Annotated in this window: 14 protein-coding genes; 10 read left to right on the top strand and 4 right to left on the bottom strand. The window is 39.7% G+C overall.

Annotated elements, in window-relative coordinates; translation table 11 throughout:
* Positions 1-533: 533 nt before the first annotated feature.
* The 3 genes from BO15_RS0101795 to BO15_RS0101785 are packed head-to-tail and all read right to left on the bottom strand — an operon-like array spanning position 534 to position 4489.
* On the bottom strand, positions 534-2036 hold the full coding sequence (locus tag BO15_RS0101795; protein ID WP_033151813.1) for a hypothetical protein: 1503 nt from the start codon (positions 2034-2036) through the stop codon (positions 534-536).
* On the bottom strand, positions 2036-3499 hold the full coding sequence (locus BO15_RS0101790) for a flippase (protein ID WP_033151811.1): 1464 nt from the start codon (positions 3497-3499) through the stop codon (positions 2036-2038). Before BO15_RS0101790 ends, BO15_RS0101795 begins: the two co-directional genes overlap by 1 nt.
* Before the next feature lie 57 nt (positions 3500-3556).
* Complete coding sequence (locus BO15_RS0101785; protein WP_052169714.1) at positions 3557-4489, bottom strand: glycosyltransferase family 2 protein; 933 nt, start codon at positions 4487-4489, stop codon at positions 3557-3559.
* A gap of 118 nt (positions 4490-4607) precedes the next feature.
* Between BO15_RS0101785 and BO15_RS0101780 the strand changes: the two genes are divergently transcribed.
* From BO15_RS0101780 to BO15_RS0101740, 9 genes are all read left to right on the top strand, one after another.
* Entirely contained in the window at positions 4608-5591 is a 984-nt protein-coding gene (locus tag BO15_RS0101780; RefSeq protein ID WP_033151809.1) for a glycosyltransferase, read from the top strand.
* Positions 5584-7434 carry a glycosyltransferase family 2 protein gene (locus BO15_RS0101775; RefSeq protein WP_052169713.1) on the top strand — a complete coding sequence of 617 codons (1851 nt, stop codon included), beginning with the start codon at positions 5584-5586 and terminating at the stop codon, positions 7432-7434. Before BO15_RS0101780 ends, BO15_RS0101775 begins: the two co-directional genes overlap by 8 nt.
* Before the next feature lie 2 nt (positions 7435-7436).
* Positions 7437-8417 carry a glycosyltransferase family 2 protein gene (locus BO15_RS0101770; protein WP_033151807.1) on the top strand — a complete coding sequence of 327 codons (981 nt, stop codon included), beginning with the start codon at positions 7437-7439 and terminating at the stop codon, positions 8415-8417.
* On the top strand, positions 8417-9643 hold the full coding sequence (locus BO15_RS0101765) for a UTP--glucose-1-phosphate uridylyltransferase (protein WP_033151805.1): 1227 nt from the start codon (positions 8417-8419) through the stop codon (positions 9641-9643). The genes BO15_RS0101770 and BO15_RS0101765 overlap by 1 nt, the downstream gene beginning before the upstream one ends.
* Before the next feature lie 39 nt (positions 9644-9682).
* Positions 9683-11104 carry a sugar transferase gene (locus BO15_RS0101760; protein ID WP_033151803.1) on the top strand — a complete coding sequence of 474 codons (1422 nt, stop codon included), beginning with the start codon at positions 9683-9685 and terminating at the stop codon, positions 11102-11104.
* Positions 11105-11151: 47 nt separating this feature from the next.
* A complete protein-coding gene (locus BO15_RS0101755) occupies positions 11152-12450 on the top strand; it encodes a glycosyltransferase family 2 protein (protein WP_157752295.1) in 1299 nt (432 codons plus the stop codon).
* Positions 12451-12575: 125 nt separating this feature from the next.
* Positions 12576-14129 carry an LCP family protein gene (locus tag BO15_RS0101750; protein WP_052169712.1) on the top strand — a complete coding sequence of 518 codons (1554 nt, stop codon included), beginning with the start codon at positions 12576-12578 and terminating at the stop codon, positions 14127-14129.
* 133 nt (positions 14130-14262) lie between these two features.
* A complete protein-coding gene (gene glmS / locus BO15_RS0101745; RefSeq protein ID WP_033151800.1) occupies positions 14263-16095 on the top strand; it encodes a glutamine--fructose-6-phosphate transaminase (isomerizing) in 1833 nt (610 codons plus the stop codon).
* A 63-nt stretch (positions 16096-16158) separates the two neighbouring features.
* On the top strand, positions 16159-17532 hold the full coding sequence (locus BO15_RS0101740; protein ID WP_033151798.1) for a S1C family serine protease: 1374 nt from the start codon (positions 16159-16161) through the stop codon (positions 17530-17532).
* Between the two features lie 159 nt (positions 17533-17691).
* Here BO15_RS0101740 and BO15_RS0101735 read toward each other — a convergent pair whose 3' ends face one another.
* Positions 17692-19272, bottom strand: a complete 1581-nt coding sequence (locus tag BO15_RS0101735; protein ID WP_033151796.1) for a DUF5722 domain-containing protein — start codon at positions 19270-19272, stop codon at positions 17692-17694.
* A 354-nt stretch (positions 19273-19626) separates the two neighbouring features.
* Here BO15_RS0101735 and BO15_RS0101730 point away from each other — a divergent pair, with 354 nt between their 5' ends.
* Positions 19627-20631, top strand: a complete 1005-nt coding sequence (locus tag BO15_RS0101730) for a LacI family DNA-binding transcriptional regulator (protein ID WP_033151794.1) — start codon at positions 19627-19629, stop codon at positions 20629-20631.
* Positions 20632-20676: the final 45 nt, after the last annotated feature.

Raw genomic sequence — 20676 nt, 5'->3', positions numbered from 1 at the left:
CAAGAAAAATGGGAAGTTCCCATAGAATAGTAAAAAGGTGTATATCAGTGCTATAACGTAAATGATTGTATTGTAGAGAAGCTTTTTGCGGTAGGTTGGGAAGTCGCCCAGCTATTTATGAGTGTGGAGGGACAGCCAGCCTTGCGGGTTGATGCATCACTTCGGATTATGATTACCTAGGTGTAATGTGTCGCAAGTCTGATTGCGTGTGTTCTTTAAATTCTTTGCAATTTAGTTGCCACTGTATGTAATACACAGACAGCATAAACTTTATATAAGTTTTCATAGCAAGACTTAGGGTTAATTGCGTGATTTTGGAATGCGCTTAGTAGAACAAAAAGAGATATTTGATATGTATGAGCAGCTGCCGCTAGGACGGCGGCAGCAGTGGTCACTTGAAACACGATGTTGAATGTGCCACGGTGCTCTTACATACAAATATCTCTTTTTATGTTCTACTTAGCAAATGTAATATGAACGCAATTATCCTAAGCCTTGTACGAAAACCTTTTGTACAATTTCATGTCTGTGCTTTACATACTTGCGTAGTGTAGCAGGAAGAATGGTAGGCTTCCGTAGTACATGAGGAAGGCAAAGGCCAGGGCTAGGGTGTAGATTAGTGTGTTGTACAGGAGGCGGCGTCGGTAGGTTGGGAAGTCGCCGGAAATTGTGGTGACGCCGGTGCTTGGTTCGAATCCATTGTCTGCGTGCATGCCAAGGAATAGTAGGGCTACGGCCAGTGCGAAGATTGGCATGAATGGTATGTAGTAACGGGATGCGAAGCCTCCAAGGTAGCCGCGGCTTTGGAATGAGCCGTAGGCGCTTTTAAACTGGTAGAGGGATGTTACTATTAGTGAAATCCATCCTGCGATAACTGGTAGGCTGAGTCTGCCAGCACATTTCTTTACAGCAGGTGTGAATACAAGTGCTGGGATTACCCAGAGGATTTCGTATGGTATGGCTGTGAGGCTGTATATGTAGGTTTTTGTGAAACGATATACAGATTCGATGCCTGACCATGATAGGAAGAATCGCTCTATGTAGTACGATAGGTATTGGCTGAAGTTGTAAGTGCGACGCTCTGACTCAGCAACGTAGTATATCGTATTTTCGAAGTATTCCTTTGAAGAGATAAGCTCTAAGGAAGGATGTAGTGTTCCGTAGCGCGAGTAAATGATTCCGTAGTAGGCTATGGCTACGGCGTATATAGGCAATGATATAAAGAAGGCCTTGCAGATAAGTGGTGCGAGGCTTTTTTCTTTTATCATGGTTACAATCAATACGATGAGTGCCATTAGGATGCAAAGGATGGCTGCAGTAAGTTTTGTCAAAAGTGATGCAGTGATGCCCAGGGCAATTAAAACATAGGTTAGTATGTTGCGCTTGCCTTCACTAAATCGAATCAATCCAAGGATGCAAAGTGCTGCTGTTGTAAGTGTAAGTGCATCATTTGTTACGGCGCAGAGCTCATATGAAAGCATTGGGATTGATGACACAGTCATTGCGTATACAAGATGAACCCATGGCATGTCCTTTGATAATCTTGAGTATCCGATGTAGAAGAATAGTAAAAGTCCAATGATACTGATGCCTAAGCTGAAGTATCGAAGCTGCATTTTTTGGATTGTAATAACTACATCTGATTCTGTAGGAGAAAAGCCACCAGCAAGACGCATGATGTGATAATAAAGAGGTGGGTGGCATAGATAGTTTACAAGATCTTCCATGTAAGCATAGTTTGGAATTTCCGACCACTTCATAACAACATTGCTGAAGATGTGCATGTCTTCGAAATGAGGAATTATCTCACCTGTGCTTTCCAGGTAATAAACATATGCAATGTGAGCTGATTCATCTGGTGATGTGTCAGGCACATAGTTGGCGTAAAAGACGCCTGCGCTTGCAGTGAATACTAAACAAAACAGGTATATTAAAGCTATAAATGCCTTTCTGCCTTTTACGTTGATTGCAAAATAAAAGGCAGCGATAGCTAATATAAAAAATACTGCGATTAAAATATAAGCTACTAATTTCATTATTTCTTAACTCCACTCAATTTACTTGAAATCTTATTAATAACTGATTTTGCATTCTCAATGAAGAATGAATCAGCAAGTATAAGCAAAAGAATAAAATATACTGCGGCTCCTGTGACAATCATGATAAATGTTGCAATGATTGTGTTTGGCAGGAGACGACTTTCTACTATAAGTAATAGTAACATCATAGCTGCGGAGAATAAATACTTTGGTATTGGCGCTATGATGCGCTTGATTTCCAGCTCTTTTCTAATGACAAAAAGCTGGATGATTGCGATTGATGCTTCGGCGATGACAGAAGCAAATGCAGCTCCATAGGAGCTAAGCTTTGGTATTAACATCAGGTTGAAGCAGAAGTTGATAACTGCTCCGTAAAGCACTGTCTTTGTGTATAAGTTCTCTCTTTTGGTTGGCACTAAATACTGGATGCCGGTTACATTGTTGATTGAGATGGCAACAGTGATAGCTGAAACAATCTTTAAAAGCACAATTACCTTTTCATAGCCTGGGCCGTAGAACCATGGAATGAAATTGTCGGCGATTCCGAATAATCCAAACATAAGAGGCAAGCCTAAAAACCATGCAAATCTGTAGGCCTTGTACATTGCATTTCTAATGGCATCCTTGTTGCCTTCTTCAAAATACCTGCCGATGCGAGGCACCATAACTGTAGACATTGATGTGACAAGTACTAGCACCATTTTTGTGATTCGCATAGCCTGTTCATAGTAGCCGTTTTCAGTGCTACCGCCGTTGATGAGGCGAATCATAATCTTATCTAAATATTGATATATTTGAACTGCAATGGTTGGCAAGAATAATCCAAGAATCACATGTGTGTCAGCAAATGGTGTAAGCTCTGATTTTGAAACCTTTGTGAGATACTTTGGAAGGTATGCCCAAAGCGAAACGTGTCCGGCCATGGTGATGATGGCAGTGGCTGCAGTGTAGAGGGCCAGGTCGTTTTCATCTTTGATAAGGGTGAAAACCATCGCCAGGTTTATTAATCTAAATATGGCATTACGTCCAACAATTTTGCCAAACTCCTCAAGACCTTGGAAGAACCATGATGTATCACAGGCAACATTGATTATTTCTATGAACTGAATGATGTAAATAATCATCCATTCTGGTCTTAGGGCAAAAACAAAAATGCCGTAGATTAAAAGGAATATGGCAGTGGAAGTACATCTGAAAATTACTGTGTTCCAAAATACCACAGAACGTCTGTGAGCATCAGCCTGCACATAGGAAATCTCACGCTGACCATAAGTAGATGTGCCCAAGGTGGCAAAAATAATGAAAAATGCAGCAATGGCAGTTACATAAGAAAATACACCGATGCCATCTACGCCCAGCACTCTGGAAATGTAAGGGGCAGTCAGAAGTGGTGTGATAATAACCAGTAACTGATATGCTACATTATATATATAATTCTTTTTTACGTTTTTCTCTTTCATGAAAGTATTGTCCTAAAGGTATTTACGATTTCTGTTTTTCTGATGAAAAACAAAAATCTATAGTTTTCCAAGTAATAGAATTAGTCGAAGCATAACTTCTCCTGAAAAACTTCTGCGAAGATGCTTATGATAAAAAGTCTTTTTGAAGATTTTTTTTGAATTAAAAACATCCAAAAATTTTTTTGTCTCAGTATCAACCTGGCAGTAAAACAATCCAGAAAAGCATTTTAACATCTGCCTTGTTCGAGGACAGAAATCACCATTTAAAACCTTATCCACTCTCCATTTAATCTTTTTGATGATACCAAGATTTGTGGATGATACTGCGTCACTGTGGCGTCTATATTTGGCTAAAGGCTTTTCACTGTAAATGATTTGCCCCTTTAACCCAAGAGCAATTAAAGTGACCCACTTATCATGATAATAAATATTTTTGGAGTAATTGTTATCAAATGAAAGCTCAGCAAGCTTTCTGTTTATCATCATGGTGAAACCAGGAAAGACTCCTTCAAAGAAAAGATTCTCAAAGGTGACTCCTGTCATAGGATTAGTTTCGTTGAAAGTGCCGGTCACATTCAACACATCATCACATATATAGTAATTTGACGCAAAAAGAATAGGTGTATCTGAGTTAGCCTTTTCAAAATAAGACAAAGCTACTTCCAATTTATCCTCTTCCCAATAATCGTCTTGATCGCAAAAAGCAAAATATGAGCAATCACTGTGGGTAAGAGCATATTTGGAGATAGTGCTGAAGCTTTCTCCAAATCCTAAATTTGTATTTGTATCCTTTGAAACATCGTTGATGATAACAATTCTTGAATCTGTAGAAGCTAAATTATGAATGATGTTTAAAGTGTCATCACTAGAACCGTCATCTCGAATATATAAAACAAAGTCTGAAAAAGTCTGTTTCAGTATGCTTTGTATTTGTTCGGTAATATATTTTTGCCCATTGTAAGTGGACAATAAAACTGAAATGGTTGCCATAAAAGCGCGCCTTTCACATGTAATTAGTCATAAACTATTCTAAAACAATACCCTAGGCAATGCAAGGAATGTGCAAGTGTGGTATACTTATACAAACTGTGTTGTCAGGGATTATAATATGGAACAATTTAGTCAACTGGATTCCCTCATCAAAGGGAAGAAGGTTCTTTATATAACAACTAAAAATTTAGATTACATCAGAGTTTCCCAAGAGATTAATTATCTATCGCATTTGGCATCTCAGGTGGAGATAATCGGAAGCAAATCTTCTAGCTATCCAAAGCGTATTGCATTTGTGTTTGCTAGCTTGCTCAAGCAACCCATGAAAGACATTGATATTGTATTTGTGGGATTTGCTCCTCAGCTGGTTATGCCATTTTTTTCTTGGAAGTTTAGAACAAAGACTGTCATCATCGACTTCTTTATTTCTGTTTATGACACTATGGTGCTTGATAGAAAGAAGTTCAAGGATGGCGGTTTTCTTTCGAAGTTCTGTCACAGCCTGGACGAAGGCACACTTAAAAAGGCAGATTATATAGTGTGTGACACAAAGGCTCACGGTGAGTTTTTTGCAGATGAGCTTGGTGCTTGTCAGGAAAAGCTAAGGGTTCTATATCTTGAGGCTGATGCAAGCATCTATTATCCTAGGGACAAAAAGCCATCCGGTTCTCAGAAAAAGGTTCTTTATTTTGGCTCAATTTTAAACCTTCAGGGAGTGGATGTGATTTTAGATGCACTAAAGCAGTTCAAGGATGATACAGATATTTCATTTGAAATAATTGGTCCAGTGCCATCAGCTATGGACAAACCAATCCAGAATAATATATCTTATATAAACTGGCTCAGCCAGCAGGATTTGGCGGAGCATATTGCTCAGGCAGATTTATGCTTGGCAGGCCACTTCTCAGGAACTATCGATAAGGCAAAAAGGACAATTCCTGGAAAGGCATACATATATCAGGCAATGGGCAGGCCAATGATTCTTGGAGATGGCCCAGCCAACCACGAGCTGTTCACTGCGGACAGCAACCATATTTTTGTAAAAATGGGAGATTCTACAGCATTAGCTGAAGCAATAAAAGATTTTTTCGACTATGAGTGAAATAAAAGAATACAAGCAACCTACTAATAAAATAGAAAAAGGATTACTTTATCTACAGCATTATGGCTTTAAAAAGACTGTAGCAAAGACAGTTAGAAAGCTTATGAAACACGACCAGGAGCACTACAGCTACAGACAGTTCCTGAAAGAAAATCCAATTACAAAAGAAGAATTAGACAAGCAAAAGCATACTGTTTTTAAATACAATCCAGTTATCAGTATCGTAATTCCGTTATATAACACAAAGGAAGAATTCCTTATTGAATTAATTCAGTCCTTTACAGCTCAGACCTATCCACACTGGCAGCTTTGCCTTGGGGATGGCAGTCCAGAGGAAGGCTTGAAGGATATCATTCTAAAGGCTACCAATGGCATTTGGGATGAAAGAATCATCTATAAAAAACTAAGTGATAATACAGGTATTGCAGGCAATACAAACGCAGCAATGGAGCTTGCTACTGGAGACTATATCGGATTTACGGACCACGATGATCTAATCACTCCAGATGCAATGTACTATATTGCAAAAGCTTTAAATGAAGACGGTACAATCCAGGCTATCTATTCTGACGAAGATAAAATAGACATGGAGGGCAAGGAATATTTCCTCCCTCACTTCAAGTCAGATTTCAATATTGATTTGCTTTGCTCTCACAACTACATCACGCATCTTTTTGTAGTTAGAGCAGACATCGTAAAAGAGAGCGGCGGAATTCTCTCTGAGTTTGACGGCGCACAGGACCACGATTTCGACCTTAGAGTTTTGGAGAAATGTACCAATATATATCACATCCCTAGGGTCCTTTACCACTGGAGATGTCATCCGGATTCTACGGCAGATCATCCAGAGGCAAAAATGTACGCCTATGAAAATGGTCGTCGAGCAGTGGAAAATCACTACAAGCGCTTGGGCATTCCAGCTCGCGTAGAGCTTGATACACACCTTGGATATTACCGTACAATCTATCAGTGGCCAGATTCACCACTTCTTTCTATTGTGATTCCAAACATGAATCACGTAGAGGATTTAAAGGCATGCATCGATAGCATTGTGGAGAAAAACGATTATCCAAATGTGGAGTTTGTAATTGTAGAAAACAATTCCACAGAAGAATCAATCAGAAACTACTATACACAGCTTGTAAATAGATCTGATATTAAAGCGAAGGTTGTTGATTTCACAAAAGAACATCCAGATACCATGGGAGTCTTCAACTATTCAGCACTTATGAATTATGGTGTTTCCCATTCTGATGGTGAGTACATTCTGATGCTCAACAACGACACTCGCATGATTAATGCTGACAGTATTTCCGAGATGATGGGATTTGTTCGCAGAAGTGATGTAGGTGCTGTAGGCGCAAGACTTTACTTTGGAAACAATACTGTGCAGCACGCAGGTCTCGTACTTGGCCTTGGTGGAGTTGCCAACTCACAGTTTTTAGGAAGCGGCCGTGAGCAGGTTGGATATTTCTACAGAAGCACCTGCGTGCAGGATTTATCAGCTCTTACTGGCGCATGCTTGCTCACTAGTAAGTCAGATTTTGAGGCAGTTGGAGGATTTGATGAAGGTCTTGCAGTTGCCTTTAATGACGTAGATTTTTGCTTGAAACTTCGTGCCAAGAATTTACTGTGCGTTTACACTCCATTTTCAGAGTGGTATCATTTAGAGTCGGTGAGCCGAGGACTGGACCTTGAGGATGAGGGCAAAAAGGCTCGTATGGAATCAGAGACAGAGTACTTTATGTCAAAGTGGCAGTCTGTACTTGATAAGGGTGATCCATACTACAACCCAAATCTATCACTCACCAAATTCGACTATTCATTTAGAAGTAAGGAGTAGCTATGAAATTAATCATTCAGATTCCATGCTACAACGAGGCAGAGACACTTGAGATAGCCTTAAATGATTTGCCTAAGCATATTGATGGAATCGATGAAATTGAATATTTAATTATAAATGACGGAAGCGCAGACAACACTGTTGAGGTTGCAAAGCGTTGGGGTGTGCATCACATTGTAAATCTCCGTCGTAACAAAGGTCTTGCTTATGGATTTATGGCAGGTATCGATGCTTGTCTTCGCCACGGGGCAGACATTATCGTAAATACGGATGCAGACAATCAATATGTTGCAGACGATATAGAACTTTTAGTTAGACCAATTCTAGAGGGACGCTCAGATATTGTTATTGGTGCAAGACCAATCGATGAGACAGAGCATTTCTCACCACTGAAAAAGAAGTTACAACACTTCGGAAGCTGGGTAGTTCAAAAGGCCAGCAACACAGATATCCCTGATGCTCCGAGTGGATTTAGAGCATATTCAAGGGATGCAGCCATGAGGCTCAACGTTACAAACGATTATACATATACACTTGAGACTATTGTGCAAGCGGGGCGCAATAAAATCGCTCAGACCAGTGTGCCAATTCGTACTAATGGCGAGCTTAGACCATCAAGACTGTTCAACAGCATGATGGGCTATGTTAAAAAGTCCATGGTTACAATTCTTAGGGCTTATTTAATGTATCAGCCTTTGAAGACATTCAGTCTTTTGGCTATAATACCATTTATTGTTGGATTAGGGGTTATCATCAGATATTTGGTATATGTTTCAATGGGTAATTCAGCGGGACATGTTCAGTCACTTATACTTGGCTGTACTCTTTTAATCATGGGATTCATTTCCCTAATGATTGCGCTCATTGGTGATCTTCTTGCAAAGAATCGTAAGATTTTGGAGGATATTGAGTACCATACAAGAAAGATGGATTACGATGGGGTGAATAATAAAGATGGATATAAAAAGGAGAATAATTTATAATGTTAACTAAAGAAAAAGCACTCGAATTACTGAGGGAGAATAATCAGGAACACGTAATGAATTTCTTCGACCAGCTTCCTGAGGAGAATAAGAAAGAGCTTCTTAATCAGATTGAAAATATTAATTGGCCAGACTTCAAGCTTATCGGTTCAAACGAAGCTGCATCAAGAGGAGAGTTTAGCGTTCCTCCAGCAGTAAGTATTTCTGAAATTGCAAAGAAGCACGATGAGTTCGAAGCAATCGGATTAGAGGCAATCAAAAAAGGCGAAGTAGCAGCAGTTCTTCTTGCAGGTGGAATGGGCACTCGTCTTGGATTTGATTTACCAAAGGGATGCTTCAATGTTGGCGAAACAAAAGAGCTCTACATTTTCCAGTGCCTTATCAACAACCTTATGGATGTTGTTAATCAGGCAGGTTGTTTTGTCCCTCTTTATATTATGACAAGTGAAAAGAATGATCAGGCTACACGCGAATTCTTCGCAGAGCATGATTATTTTGGATACAATCCTGAGTACGTTAAATACTTCATTCAGGATATGGCTTGTGCTGTTGATTACAATGGCAAGCTTCTTCTTGAGGAGAAAGGCCGTCTTGCTACATCACCAAATGGAAATGGTGGTTGGTATGCATCAATGGTAAAAGCAGGCCTTGATAAAGAAATGAAGGCAAAGGGTGTTAAGTGGATTAACATCTTTGCAGTAGATAATGTATGTCAGCGAATTGCAGATCCAGTATTTGTTGGAGCTACAATTGCAGGCGGATACGAAGCAGGCTCAAAGGTTGTTCGTAAGGTAGATCCACAGGAAAAAATGGGTCTTCTTTGCCTTGAGGACGGTAAGCCATCAATTGTTGAGTACTACGAAATGTCAGATGAGATGGCAGAGGCAAGAGCTGAGGACGGAAGCCTTCTTTACAAATACGGTGTTATCCTCAACTACTTATTCTCACTTGAGAAGCTTGATGAAATCGTTAACAACAACATGCTTGTACACGTTGTTGAGAAAAAGATTCCACACATCGATGCTGATGGAAATCACATTTCACCAGAAGAACCAAACGGCTATAAGTTCGAGCTTTTAGTTCTTGATATGGTTCACATGATGGATTCAAACCTTGCATTCGAGGTAGACAGAGTACACGAATTTGCACCAATCAAAAATCTTCATGGCGTAGATTCAGTGGACAGTGCAAAAGAATTGCTTAAGAAAAATGGAGTTATACTCTAACTAAAGGTGGCTTAGCTGCCTAGGTTAAAGGAGAAAGACTTGTACAAAAAAAAGAAGCGTTCCTGGGTAAAACATTTGGATTTTATAATCCTTGATATGATTGCTGCGGAGTTGGCACTATTTATTGGTGTTTATATTAAGTTCCACAGCGTAATCTTTTTGGATCGTTTTGAGTGGTACAACCTCTATCAAAGCTTGGCAAAAATATTGCCATTCATTGATTTAACAGGTGTACTTTTTACTGAGACTTACACAGGAATTTTAAGAAGAACAAAATATCAAGAAATTACTTCCACTGTATGGCACAGCTTGATAAACTTCCTTGGCGTCTTGCTTTACATGTATGCCAACCAAACATCATACTACTATTCTCGATTTGCGTTAGGTGCTTTCGGAATAGCAATGATTGTTGTTACATACATTGTTAGAGTTTTCTGGAAGAGGATTATCCGTAGAAGAAAACTATTGGATGTAAACAAATCATCCATGGTTGTTGTTGCGGAGTCTACTACAGTGGAGCACTGTCTTTCAGAAATAGCTCACAGCCCATATACAGAGTTTAAGGTTGAGGGCGTTGTAGTTGTTGATAAGGATATGACTGGTCAGGAGATTCAAGGAATCCCAGTAGTTGCAAATGCGGATAGCCTTTTTGAATATCTCAGGACAAATGTAGTAGATGAAATTTTCCTCGATGGAAACACTAGAGCTAGCGAGGAAAGCTTGGCAGGACGTTTGGTTGAGCAGGGACTTACAGTTCATATGTCTTTGATTCATACAAATAATCTTATGCCAAACCGCATTATGGAAACATATGGCGATTATGTTGTACTTACAACAAGTATGCATATTGCCAACAATAGACAGGCATTCTTAAAGAGATTGATGGATATCTGCGGTGCAATCGTAGGATTGGTTTTAGCATTTATTGCCTTTGTTATATTTGCACCAGTTATAAAGCTTCAGTCTCCAGGACCAGTATTTTTCACTCAGACACGAATCGGAAAAAATGGTCGTAGATTCAGATTCTACAAATTCAGAACTATGTATATTGATGCTGAAGAGCGTAAAAAAGAGCTTATGTCTCAGAACGAGATGAAGGGAAATATGTTCAAGATGGAAAATGACCCACGTGTCACACCAATCGGACATTTCCTTAGAAAATATTCTATCGATGAATTACCTCAGTTCTGGAACGTTCTTATAGGAGAGATGTCTCTTGTTGGAACAAGACCACCACTCGAAGATGAATATGAAAACTATGCTCTTCATCACAAGGCTAGATTGTCCATCAAGCCAGGTCTTACAGGAATGTGGCAGGTTAGCGGACGTAGCGATATAAAGGATTTTGAGCAGGTAGTTGCTCTTGATACAGAATATATATCTAATTGGTCTCTTGGATTAGATATCAAGATAATATTCAAGACTATAGCTGTTGTTTTTGGCGGAAAGGGCTCGAAATAGTGGCGGATACATATTTTTCTCTGGTCATATGGACTATAGATACAGATATGGATTATTTCAAAGATTGTCTAGAGTCTATTGATGAGCAGGAATACCGTAATTTTGAACTTTATATACTAGATAATAATCCTTCCAATGCCATCGAAGTTACCATTAAGGAGTTTTTCCCGGACATTGTGGATAAGGTTCATTATCGTCGACTGAAAAAGAAATCTGGAGGTGCCTATGCGTATAACATAGGCGCCCATTTTGCAGAAGGGGATTATCTAGTCTATTTAGGACAGCATGATCGACTAAGTCTTAAGACTTTGGCATTTCTAAATGAAAAGATTTCGCAGCTGGACAATGATAGTATCATATATACGGATAACGATGAAATCGTCGGTCAGGATAGAATGAATCCTCATTTTAAATGCGATTTCAACAAAGAACTTTTATTGCAGACAAACTACATTGGCGAGTTTGTTGCAATTTCAAGGAATGTTTACAAACGCTTGGGAGAATTCAATGAAAAGGCTCAGACTGCCTATATCTATGAATATCTTCTTAGGGCAGCATTCAAAAAAGAATCTATAGAGCATATTCCATCACTTTTGTATCACAAACGTACTTCCGACAAGCTTCTTACAAAGGAGCAAAGAGCTGAAGCCAATTTTTACTGCAAGGAGCACATGGCGCTTGCTATATCTTATCTTCGTCAAACCGGAGTTGTGGCTGAGGGAAGAATTGATGCATCTTTAAAGAAATGGCATTTGGATTACGATGAAACATCATTTAGACGTTTCTCTAAGGACTATATGTTTTTTAAAGAGGATGATGTCAAACTCTATACCAGAAATAATGCTAAAAAAATGTATGCATATCTTAATCAGCCGGATGTGGCTGTGGTAGGTGCTCGTTTTATAGATAGAGGTTTCACTTACGATAATGTGGGATATGTGTTTGATACAGATGGAGCATGGTATCCGGCATTTCATGGACAGCGAATTTTCAGAGATAGCTATGAGGGTTTGGCTAGCATGCCAAGAGATGTAGCCATGATAGATGCAGGTTGTTGCATGATTGATTCGAAGGTATATCGAATGCTTCACGGTTTCGACACCAGATTGTCTGGTCAGGATGCAATGTTTGATTTTTGTTTGAGGGCAAAGGCTAGAGGATTTAGGACTATCGTCATTCCAAAAGTTATTGCTAGAAAAAAGAACAGAGTGACAATAACATCCACCGATTCTCATGAAATATTGATGGAAAAACATGGTGAAATCATCAAGAATGGTGACACATTCTACAATAGGAACTTACCTGTTGGAATGGAAAATTATATATTGCCGGGAACACAAGAGTAAAAATGATAAATTTTTACCTCGTTTTTTATAGAATGTGACAGAAATATTTCAGATTTCTTGACAATATATTAAGCCATAGAGTAGACTAGCATAGTTATTAATACTAAGATGGGAGTAATAATCCGATGAGTAATTTCGAAGATTACGATTTAAGAAGAAGTTCTGGTGCAACTAGAAACGCAAGACCTACAAACAGAACTTCTGCCAATAGAGCATCTGGTAGACCAACATCAGGAAGACCAGTATCTAGATCATACGGTAGAGATGCTGATATTTCTCCAGATCTTTCATTGGACGATGAAATCGATTTATATGATTATGATTTACAGAGCGAATCAATGAGTGCAAGTAGATCAAGTGCTAGCCGTAGCGCAAGCGGAAGCAGACCACGTAGCTCAGCTAGTTCACACAGAACATCAGCAGCGGCTGCTCATTCATCATCTGCTAGAAGAAAAAAGAAGCCTTCTTCCTCGCATTCAAGCAGACCAGCTAGAAGCACATCTTCATCAAGAGGAAGAAATGTTCCTAGTGGACGCAAGGGCGGCGGAAAGAATGGACGCGGCGGAAAGAAGAAAACAAGAAGAAATATCATTGTTATAGAGATAGTTGTATTGTTGCTTCTTTTACTTATCTTCTTCTTCTGGAACAAATTCGGCAAGGTTAACTGGGACAACATCAATATGGATGAAATCGAAGTTAACAACCTTGATACAGAAACAGAGGAACTGTTAAGTAACTACACCACACTTGCATTATTTGGTGTTGATAACCGTTCAAATGGTAACCTTGATAGTGGTAACTCAGATACAATCATTCTTGTTTCTATAAACAACGATACAAAAGAAGTTAAGATGGTTTCTGTACAGCGTGATACATATCTCCAGGTTACAGAGGGCACATACAGAAAATGTAACTACGCATACAACCATGGTGGTGTTGAGACTGCTATCAGCATGCTTAATACCAACCTCGACCTTAAGATTTCTGGTTACGTATCAGTTGACTTCTATGCACTCGCTACTATCGTCGATGACTTAGGTGGCTTGGAGCTTGAAATCACTCAGAAGATGATTGATACAGATAATCCAGAGACACATCAGAATGCTCTTGCAGGTTACATTGCTGAGGTTGAAAACGTACTTAATTACTATCCAAAAGAAGAGGATGGATGGAAGTATTCAGACTGCTACTTCGACAGCCCAGGAACATACACACTTAACGGTGCACAGGTTGTTGGTTACTGTCGTAACAGATATGCAGTAGATAACGATTACGGTCGTGCTGAGAATCAGCGTGCTGTTATCAAGCAAATTATTGAAAAAGCAAAGAATGCTAATGTGGCTACATTAAATGATATTGCAAATGACGTCTTCCCTAGCATTTCAACAAGCTTATCACTTTCACAGGTGCTTTCAATGGCAGCATCAGTTGGTGATTATGAGATTGCTGATTCAACAGGATTCCCATTTGCACTTAAGGACACTACAATAAGCAAGACTACTGGTGCAGTATTGGTTCCATGTACACTTACATCAAATGTTGTTCAGTTACATGAGTTCTTATACGACCAGCAGGATTACGATCCTACAGACGATATGGTTGATGTTATTAGCGACCACATTGTTAATGAAACGGGATTCACGGAAGATAGTGCGACAGTCACACAAACCGCGGATTAAAAGATTAATAAAGTGTATTTTCAGGGACTTGCCTTTAGGCTGGTCCCTGTTTTACTTTTGGGCCAAATAGTAGTAAAATCAAATGGCTTGTATTTATTAAATTATGCGAGTTTATGAAAGGAAAAAAGGACATATGTGTGGAATAGTAGGATATGTTGGTAAGTCACAGGCAGCGCCTATTTTGTTAGATGGACTTAGCAAGCTTGAGTACAGAGGTTATGACTCGGCTGGTATGGCTGTTTATGATGGCACCAAAATCGAATATGAAAAGGCAAAGGGACGTCTTCGTCTTCTTAGCGAGAAAACTCATGATGGTGAGACAATGCAGGGAACAATCGGTATTGGTCACACACGTTGGGCTACTCACGGTGAGCCAAGCGAGACAAATGCTCATCCACATCTTAATGAGGAAGAGACAATCGCAGTAGTTCACAACGGTATCATTGAGAACTATGCAAAGCTTAAGGAAAAGCTTATCAAGCGTGGATACAACTTCAAGTCTGAAACAGATACAGAGGTTGTTGCTCACTTACTTGATTATTACTATAAGCAGGGAAATGATCCTCTTACATGCGTAACAAAGGTTATGCATCGTGTAGAGGGTGCTTATGCTCTTGGTATTATTTTTGCTGATTATCCAGATCAGATTTACTCAGTAAGAAAGGACAGCCCACTTATTGTTGGTCTTGGAAAAGATGGCAACTTAATCGCATCTGATGTACCAGCTGTTCTTAAATACACTAGAAACGTTTACTTCATTGAGAATGAAGAAATTGCACGCCTTACAGAGGATACAATCGAATTCTTCGATGTTGATGGACAGCCAATCGAGAAGGAAGCTAAGACAATCGATTGGGACGTTGATGCAGCAGAAAAGGGTGGTTATGACCACTTCATGATTAAGGAGATTCATGAGGAGCCAAAGACGGTTCGTGATACTCTTAATCCTAGAATCAAAAATGACACTGTTGATATTGAAGAACTTGGCATGAGCGATGATGAAATTAAATCTATTTCACGTATTCGTATCGTTGCCTGCGGTAGTGCATATCATACAGGTGTTACAGCTAAATATGTTTTCGAGGAGATGGCACGTATCCCTGTTGAGGTAGATATCGCTTCAGAGTTTAGATACAGAAATCCAATACTTCAGGAGAACGAGCTTGTTATTGCAATCAGCCAGTCTGGTGAGACAGCTGATACAAAGGAAGCAGTTCGTATGGCTCGCGCAATGGGCAACATGACACTTGCTATCGTAAACGTAGTAGGTTCTTCAATTGCTCGTGAGGCTGAAAAGGTTATGTACACATGGGCTGGTCCTGAAATTTCAGTTGCTACTACAAAGGCATACTCAGCACAGCTTATTGCATTATACTTACTTGCTATGAAGTTTGCTGATGTTAGAGGTCTTCTTTCTGCAGATGAAATGAAGTCACTTATCACAGACTTAAAGAAGCTTCCAGAGCAGATTGAAATGCTTCTTGGAAATAAAGAGCGTATTCAGAAATTTGCTAACAGATTTGTTGCTGCAAAGGATGTATTCTTTATTGGACGTGGAATCGATTATGCAATTGCTATGGAAGGTTCCCTAAAGCTCAAGGAGATTTCATATATTCATTCAGAAGCATATGCTGCTGGTGAATTAAAGCATGGAACAATTTCTCTTATTGAGGATGGCACATTAGTTGGTGCTGTAGCAACACAGGAAAATATCTATGCAAAGACTGTTTCAAACATCGTAGAGTGCAAGACACGTGGTGCTTTCATTCTTGCTGTTACAACAGTTGGACATGAAGATATTGAAGAAGTAGCAGACTATGTAATGTATATTCCACAGACAAACAGATACTTTACTAACTCATTGGCGATTATTCCACTTCAGTTGTTTGGTTACTATGTATCTGTGGGCAAGGGCTTTGACGTTGATCATCCAAGAAACCTTGCAAAGTCAGTTACTGTTGAATAAACCGTCACCTGACTATCACATTACTGGGGTATTCTTACTAAAAGTTTAAATGGAGGCGAGTTTATGAGTGATTTATACAATGGAGGCTCAAACAATGGGCCAGAAAACAACAACGGTTCATATTCCTACAAGAAGGACGAGATAAACCAAGGTGAGTCCTATTATCAATGGTCACCTTACGACAATGGTAATAAGAACAAAAAGCAGAAGAAGTCTACAGGTTTTGCAGGAAAGCTTGGACGTGCAGTTGCAATAGCGCTAGTATTTGGCTTGGTTGCAGGTACAGCATTCCAATCAGTGGTATATGTTTCAAACAGATACCTGCCTATGTCAGCATCATCAGAAGAAAAAATCGAATCTACTGAGACAGAAGACACATCTGAAAGTGCAAGTGGTACAGCTCTTTCTACAACATCAAATAAAGTATCTACAACAGTTACTTCAGATGTATCAGAAATTGCAGAAAACGTACTTCCAGCAATCGTACAGGTTACAAATGTAGGTCTTACAGAATATCAGACATTCTTCGGAACAATGCAGCAGGAAACAACATCAGCTGGTTCCGGAATCATCATTTCACAGGATGACGACTACATCTACATTGCAACAAACAATCATGTAGTAGCAGGTGCGGAAACACTTACAATTACTTTCAACGATGGTGAAGCAGTTGAAGGAACAATCAAAGGAACTGATTCATCATGTGATCTTGCTGTTGTAGCAGTTGCAGTAGCAGATATTCCTTCAGATACTCTTTCAGTAATCAAGGTTGCTACTCTTGGCGACTCAGATTCAACAGTCGTTGGTGAGGCAGCTATCGTAATCGGCAACGCTCTTGGATATGGTACATCAGTAACAACAGGTATTATCTCTGCTAAGGACCGTGAGGTTTCAATCACAGACGAGGAAGGAAATCTTGTTACAAACAGCCTCATCCAGACAGATGCAGCTGTTAACCCTGGTAACTCAGGTGGTGCATTACTTAATGCCACAGGAGAGGTTATCGGTATTGTGTCTGCTAAGCTTGCAGATGAATCTGTAGAAGGTATGGGATATGCAATTCCTATCTCTTATGCATGGGATATTATCCAGCAGATGATTGACAACGATGTTGTATCAGAGCTTGATGCTTCTTACCTCGGAATCGCAGGTAAGGATATTACATCAGAAATGTCTGAGCAGTACGATGTTCCAGTTGGTGTATACGTAGCTCAGGTAGTTGCAGGTTCAGGTGCTGAAGAAGCAGGTATCGAAGTTGATGACGTAATCACATCATTCAACGGACGTACAGTTACATCTGTAAATACCCTCAATAACATCATGAAGTACCTTCCAGCCGGCACAACCGTAGAGGTCACTGTCGCTAAGGCATCAAATGACTATAAAGAAGAAACTGTAGAAGTAACTCTTACACATAAGGTTGACGCAGTACAATAAATCGTAAAAAAGGCTAGCCATAATTACTTGGCTAGCCTTAAATTATATGAGCCATGCTGTAGGCATCAAGCTCTACTATTTCTCAAGCGAGACGTGTTGTCGAGCGGAGAAATCAGTAGGCTTGTAGCCGTAACGGCATGGCTCTCTTAGTGTAGAGGTTTATCTAGGTGTGATGCGTGTGTTGAGGTCCACGCCTGCGATTGCGCTGGCTTGTGCGATTATGTTAGGGTCTGCACAGTTCTGGTAGAAGGTGTAGGACATCTTCTTGGAACCGTCTACGTTGCAGAGTCCATTAGCGAGACCTTGTGCGATTTCGCCTGGATCATCCTTCTCACGTGAAAGAATCATTCCATCAATGTGATTGTTGTTCATAGCAACAAGGTATGCGTATACAACAGCTGCTGCCTGAAGTTCTTCACCTGAAAGAGATGTGTAGCCCTGCTCAGAGAGCTTTACAGTTCTAACTGCACCTGTAGGTGAAAGCATATCTTTCTGACACATAAAGTCTGTTACAACATCAATATTCTGAAGTGAAATGTAAGGAGTACTCTGGCTGTGTGTTAAGCTGCCAGATGGTGCCCATGGTGTTGCGCTTGTAAGTGGTGTCATGTAAGCGTGTGTAGCAAGTCTCCAGTCAACATTTCCCTCTGCCTTAATCATTGAGTTGAACTGAGTTAAGAAAGACTTTCCAGCGTAGTAATTTGCTGCGCCTGCTCTAGCCCACTGCTGATCTGTACAAACGTATACGTTAGCTGTTGCGTTTTCAGATTTGATTCCGTTGTACATAACGCGGAATGCATTTGTGTACTGCTGTGTGAAGGCTTCTAATGAACCGCAATTCATGTAGTTCCAATCGCCCCAAGCATTTACTTCGTTACCAATGATATAGTTATCAACCTGACCAAATCCGTGGCCTGAATATCTGTTGCCAAGGAATGCTGCTGCAGCACTGAGAATATCTACACCTTCAGCTGTTGATGCATTCAAACCATAGTAATTGTGAAGTCCTAATCCATCATAAGAATAAGGATTTATGAACTCTGTCTGAGCTGCCTGGTCTACAACGATAATTAATGTAACCTGGCATCCCATTCCGTTGTATTTTCTAATAGCGTTATCATATCCAGAAAGTCTAGCTGTCTCAAAGTGATAAATCTTTCCGTTATAACTATATGAACCACCACCATTTGAAATCCATGAAAGTGGAAGAGTTAACTGAACCTGCTGGCAACCAAGGTCTCTTGGCTGGCTCTTGTTAAATGTTGCAACATCAAGTGCTGGAAGAATACCCTTCTTTCCATAATCCATTCTTGCACATGCATAAGTTGCACAGCCTTCAGGGTTTGTAATATACATGCTGTTTGAAACTGGTGTAAGAGCTCCACCCTTCATAACACAAACAGTAAACTTCTTGAAAAGCATTGTGTTTGCAGTTCCTTTACCAAGTGGAACAGCAAATGTTGCACCAGAAGCAGCTGTAGCTTGCGCTACGTCTATACCTAATGGTGCTATTTGGTTTGCATCAGATGCTACAAGGTGGTATAAGCCATCCTCTGATGATGCTGCACCTGAAGTTGTAACAACAACATCAGTGCCCTGAATCAAAGCTGCAGCGATTGTAACACCACTAGCTGCTGACTTTGTTTTAGCCTCTGCGTTAAGGCTAGGTACTGCTAGAAATGCACTAAGCGAAAAAACTAATGCGAAGGCAATGCTAGCAATTCTTTTAGAAATCTTCATATATCATAGCTCCTTTCAGCCGATGAATCTTCTCCGGTAGCCGGAGTCACTTAAAAATATATCATGATTATTATCAAAAATCTTAGAAAATATAAAATATACAAAAAAATAACATAGAAAATACATAAATAGAAAACAAAAGTATTTCACAAAATTTTTACAGCTGATTTGTGAGAATGGACGAAAAGCCCTTGGAGATATTGACGGGACGGGGATAAAGAGCTAATATCAACATGTACTGGAAACGTTACCAGTAACGGTTCCAGAAACTGATAATAGCTCTTAACAGGAAGGATTAGGCCCCGGAATGTTAAATAAAAAGGCTATTAAGTTTCAATAAAGGAAGGAAAAATCATGACAATTAAAGACATTGCACGTTTATCAGGTGTAAGTGTCAGTACCGTTTCAAGGGTGCTTAACGACCATCCTGACGTAAGCGCGGAAGCTAAGGAAAAGGTATTAGCTGTTGTGCAAGAGTACAACTATATACCTAACACTAGCGCAAGGGAGCTTGGTAGAACTTCATCAGACAACATTGGAGTTGTGGTGAGAGGATTGTCCAACCCATTCTATACAAAGATTATTACTGAAATTGGAAGTGGCATTGAAAAGGCTGGATACACTATGGTGATGCAGCAAATCGCAGCAGGCGAGGATGAGATTATGACCGCCGCCAAAATGGAAAGGGATAAGAAGCTCCAGGGTCTGATTTTTCTCGGAGGAAATTTGGATTATACAAAGGAACGGATGACTAGCATCAATGTCCCTTATGTATGTTGTACATTCAATAATCAGTATGGAACATTAGATAAATCTGATTATTCGAGTGTATGTATAGATGATAACCAGGCTGCATATGATGCAGTGGAATATTTGGTTAATGAAGGCCATAAAAAGATAGTGGTTTTGCTATCTGGCGTGGATGATGGCTCTGTTAGCCAGGTGAGATTTGCCGGCTATAAAAGAGCGTTAAAGGATTTTGGAATACAACTAGATGAAAATCTGATAATAGAAATCAATAGTTTCAATATTGCGGATGCCTATTCAGGCATGAAGGATTGGTTAAAAAAGAATAGAGAATTCACAGCAGTATTTGCTATCTCAGATAATATGGCAATGGGGGCGATGAAAGCTTTAAGAGAAGCTGGTAAAAAGATGCCAGATGATGTTGCGGTTATTGCGATTGATGGAATAGAAGCTTCTGAATACATGAATCCTGTGTTATCAACTCTATGTCAGCCGATGGAAAAAATGGGCAGTGAAGCAGTGAAATTATTGGTAGATATCATTAATGGAAAACGCACATACAGACATGTGATTCTTCCGACTACTTTAAGAGAAGGTGAGACTCTTAAGTAGGTAATTCTCTTGGTTTTTACAAAGGAGGTATAGAGTCCTTTGTTG

Source organism: Pseudobutyrivibrio ruminis HUN009 (assembly GCF_000703005.1).
GTDB lineage: Bacteria > Bacillota > Clostridia > Lachnospirales > Lachnospiraceae > Pseudobutyrivibrio > Pseudobutyrivibrio ruminis_A.
Note: the sequence above shows the minus strand (reverse complement) of the source record. Positions and strands in the feature narration are given on the sequence as shown.

Excerpts from the sequence above, each read along its gene's own strand:
- BO15_RS0101775 (WP_052169713.1), top strand. The coding sequence starts at position 5,584 with ATGAGTGAAATAAAAGAATACAAGCAACCTACTAATAAAATAGAAAAA.
- BO15_RS0101740 (WP_033151798.1), top strand. The coding sequence starts at position 16,159 with ATGAGTGATTTATACAATGGAGGCTCAAACAATGGGCCAGAAAACAAC.
- BO15_RS0101730 (WP_033151794.1), top strand. The coding sequence starts at position 19,627 with ATGACAATTAAAGACATTGCACGTTTATCAGGTGTAAGTGTCAGTACC.
- BO15_RS0101765 (WP_033151805.1), top strand. The coding sequence starts at position 8,417 with ATGTTAACTAAAGAAAAAGCACTCGAATTACTGAGGGAGAATAATCAG.
- BO15_RS0101735 (WP_033151796.1), bottom strand. The coding sequence starts at position 19,272 with ATGAAGATTTCTAAAAGAATTGCTAGCATTGCCTTCGCATTAGTTTTT.
- BO15_RS0101770 (WP_033151807.1), top strand. The coding sequence starts at position 7,437 with ATGAAATTAATCATTCAGATTCCATGCTACAACGAGGCAGAGACACTT.
- BO15_RS0101785 (WP_052169714.1), bottom strand. The coding sequence starts at position 4,489 with ATGGCAACCATTTCAGTTTTATTGTCCACTTACAATGGGCAAAAATAT.
- BO15_RS0101780 (WP_033151809.1), top strand. The coding sequence starts at position 4,608 with ATGGAACAATTTAGTCAACTGGATTCCCTCATCAAAGGGAAGAAGGTT.
- BO15_RS0101790 (WP_033151811.1), bottom strand. The coding sequence starts at position 3,499 with ATGAAAGAGAAAAACGTAAAAAAGAATTATATATATAATGTAGCATAT.
- glmS (WP_033151800.1), top strand. The coding sequence starts at position 14,263 with ATGTGTGGAATAGTAGGATATGTTGGTAAGTCACAGGCAGCGCCTATT.
- BO15_RS0101750 (WP_052169712.1), top strand. The coding sequence starts at position 12,576 with ATGAGTAATTTCGAAGATTACGATTTAAGAAGAAGTTCTGGTGCAACT.
- BO15_RS0101795 (WP_033151813.1), bottom strand. The coding sequence starts at position 2,036 with ATGAAATTAGTAGCTTATATTTTAATCGCAGTATTTTTTATATTAGCT.
- BO15_RS0101755 (WP_157752295.1), top strand. The coding sequence starts at position 11,152 with ATGGATTATTTCAAAGATTGTCTAGAGTCTATTGATGAGCAGGAATAC.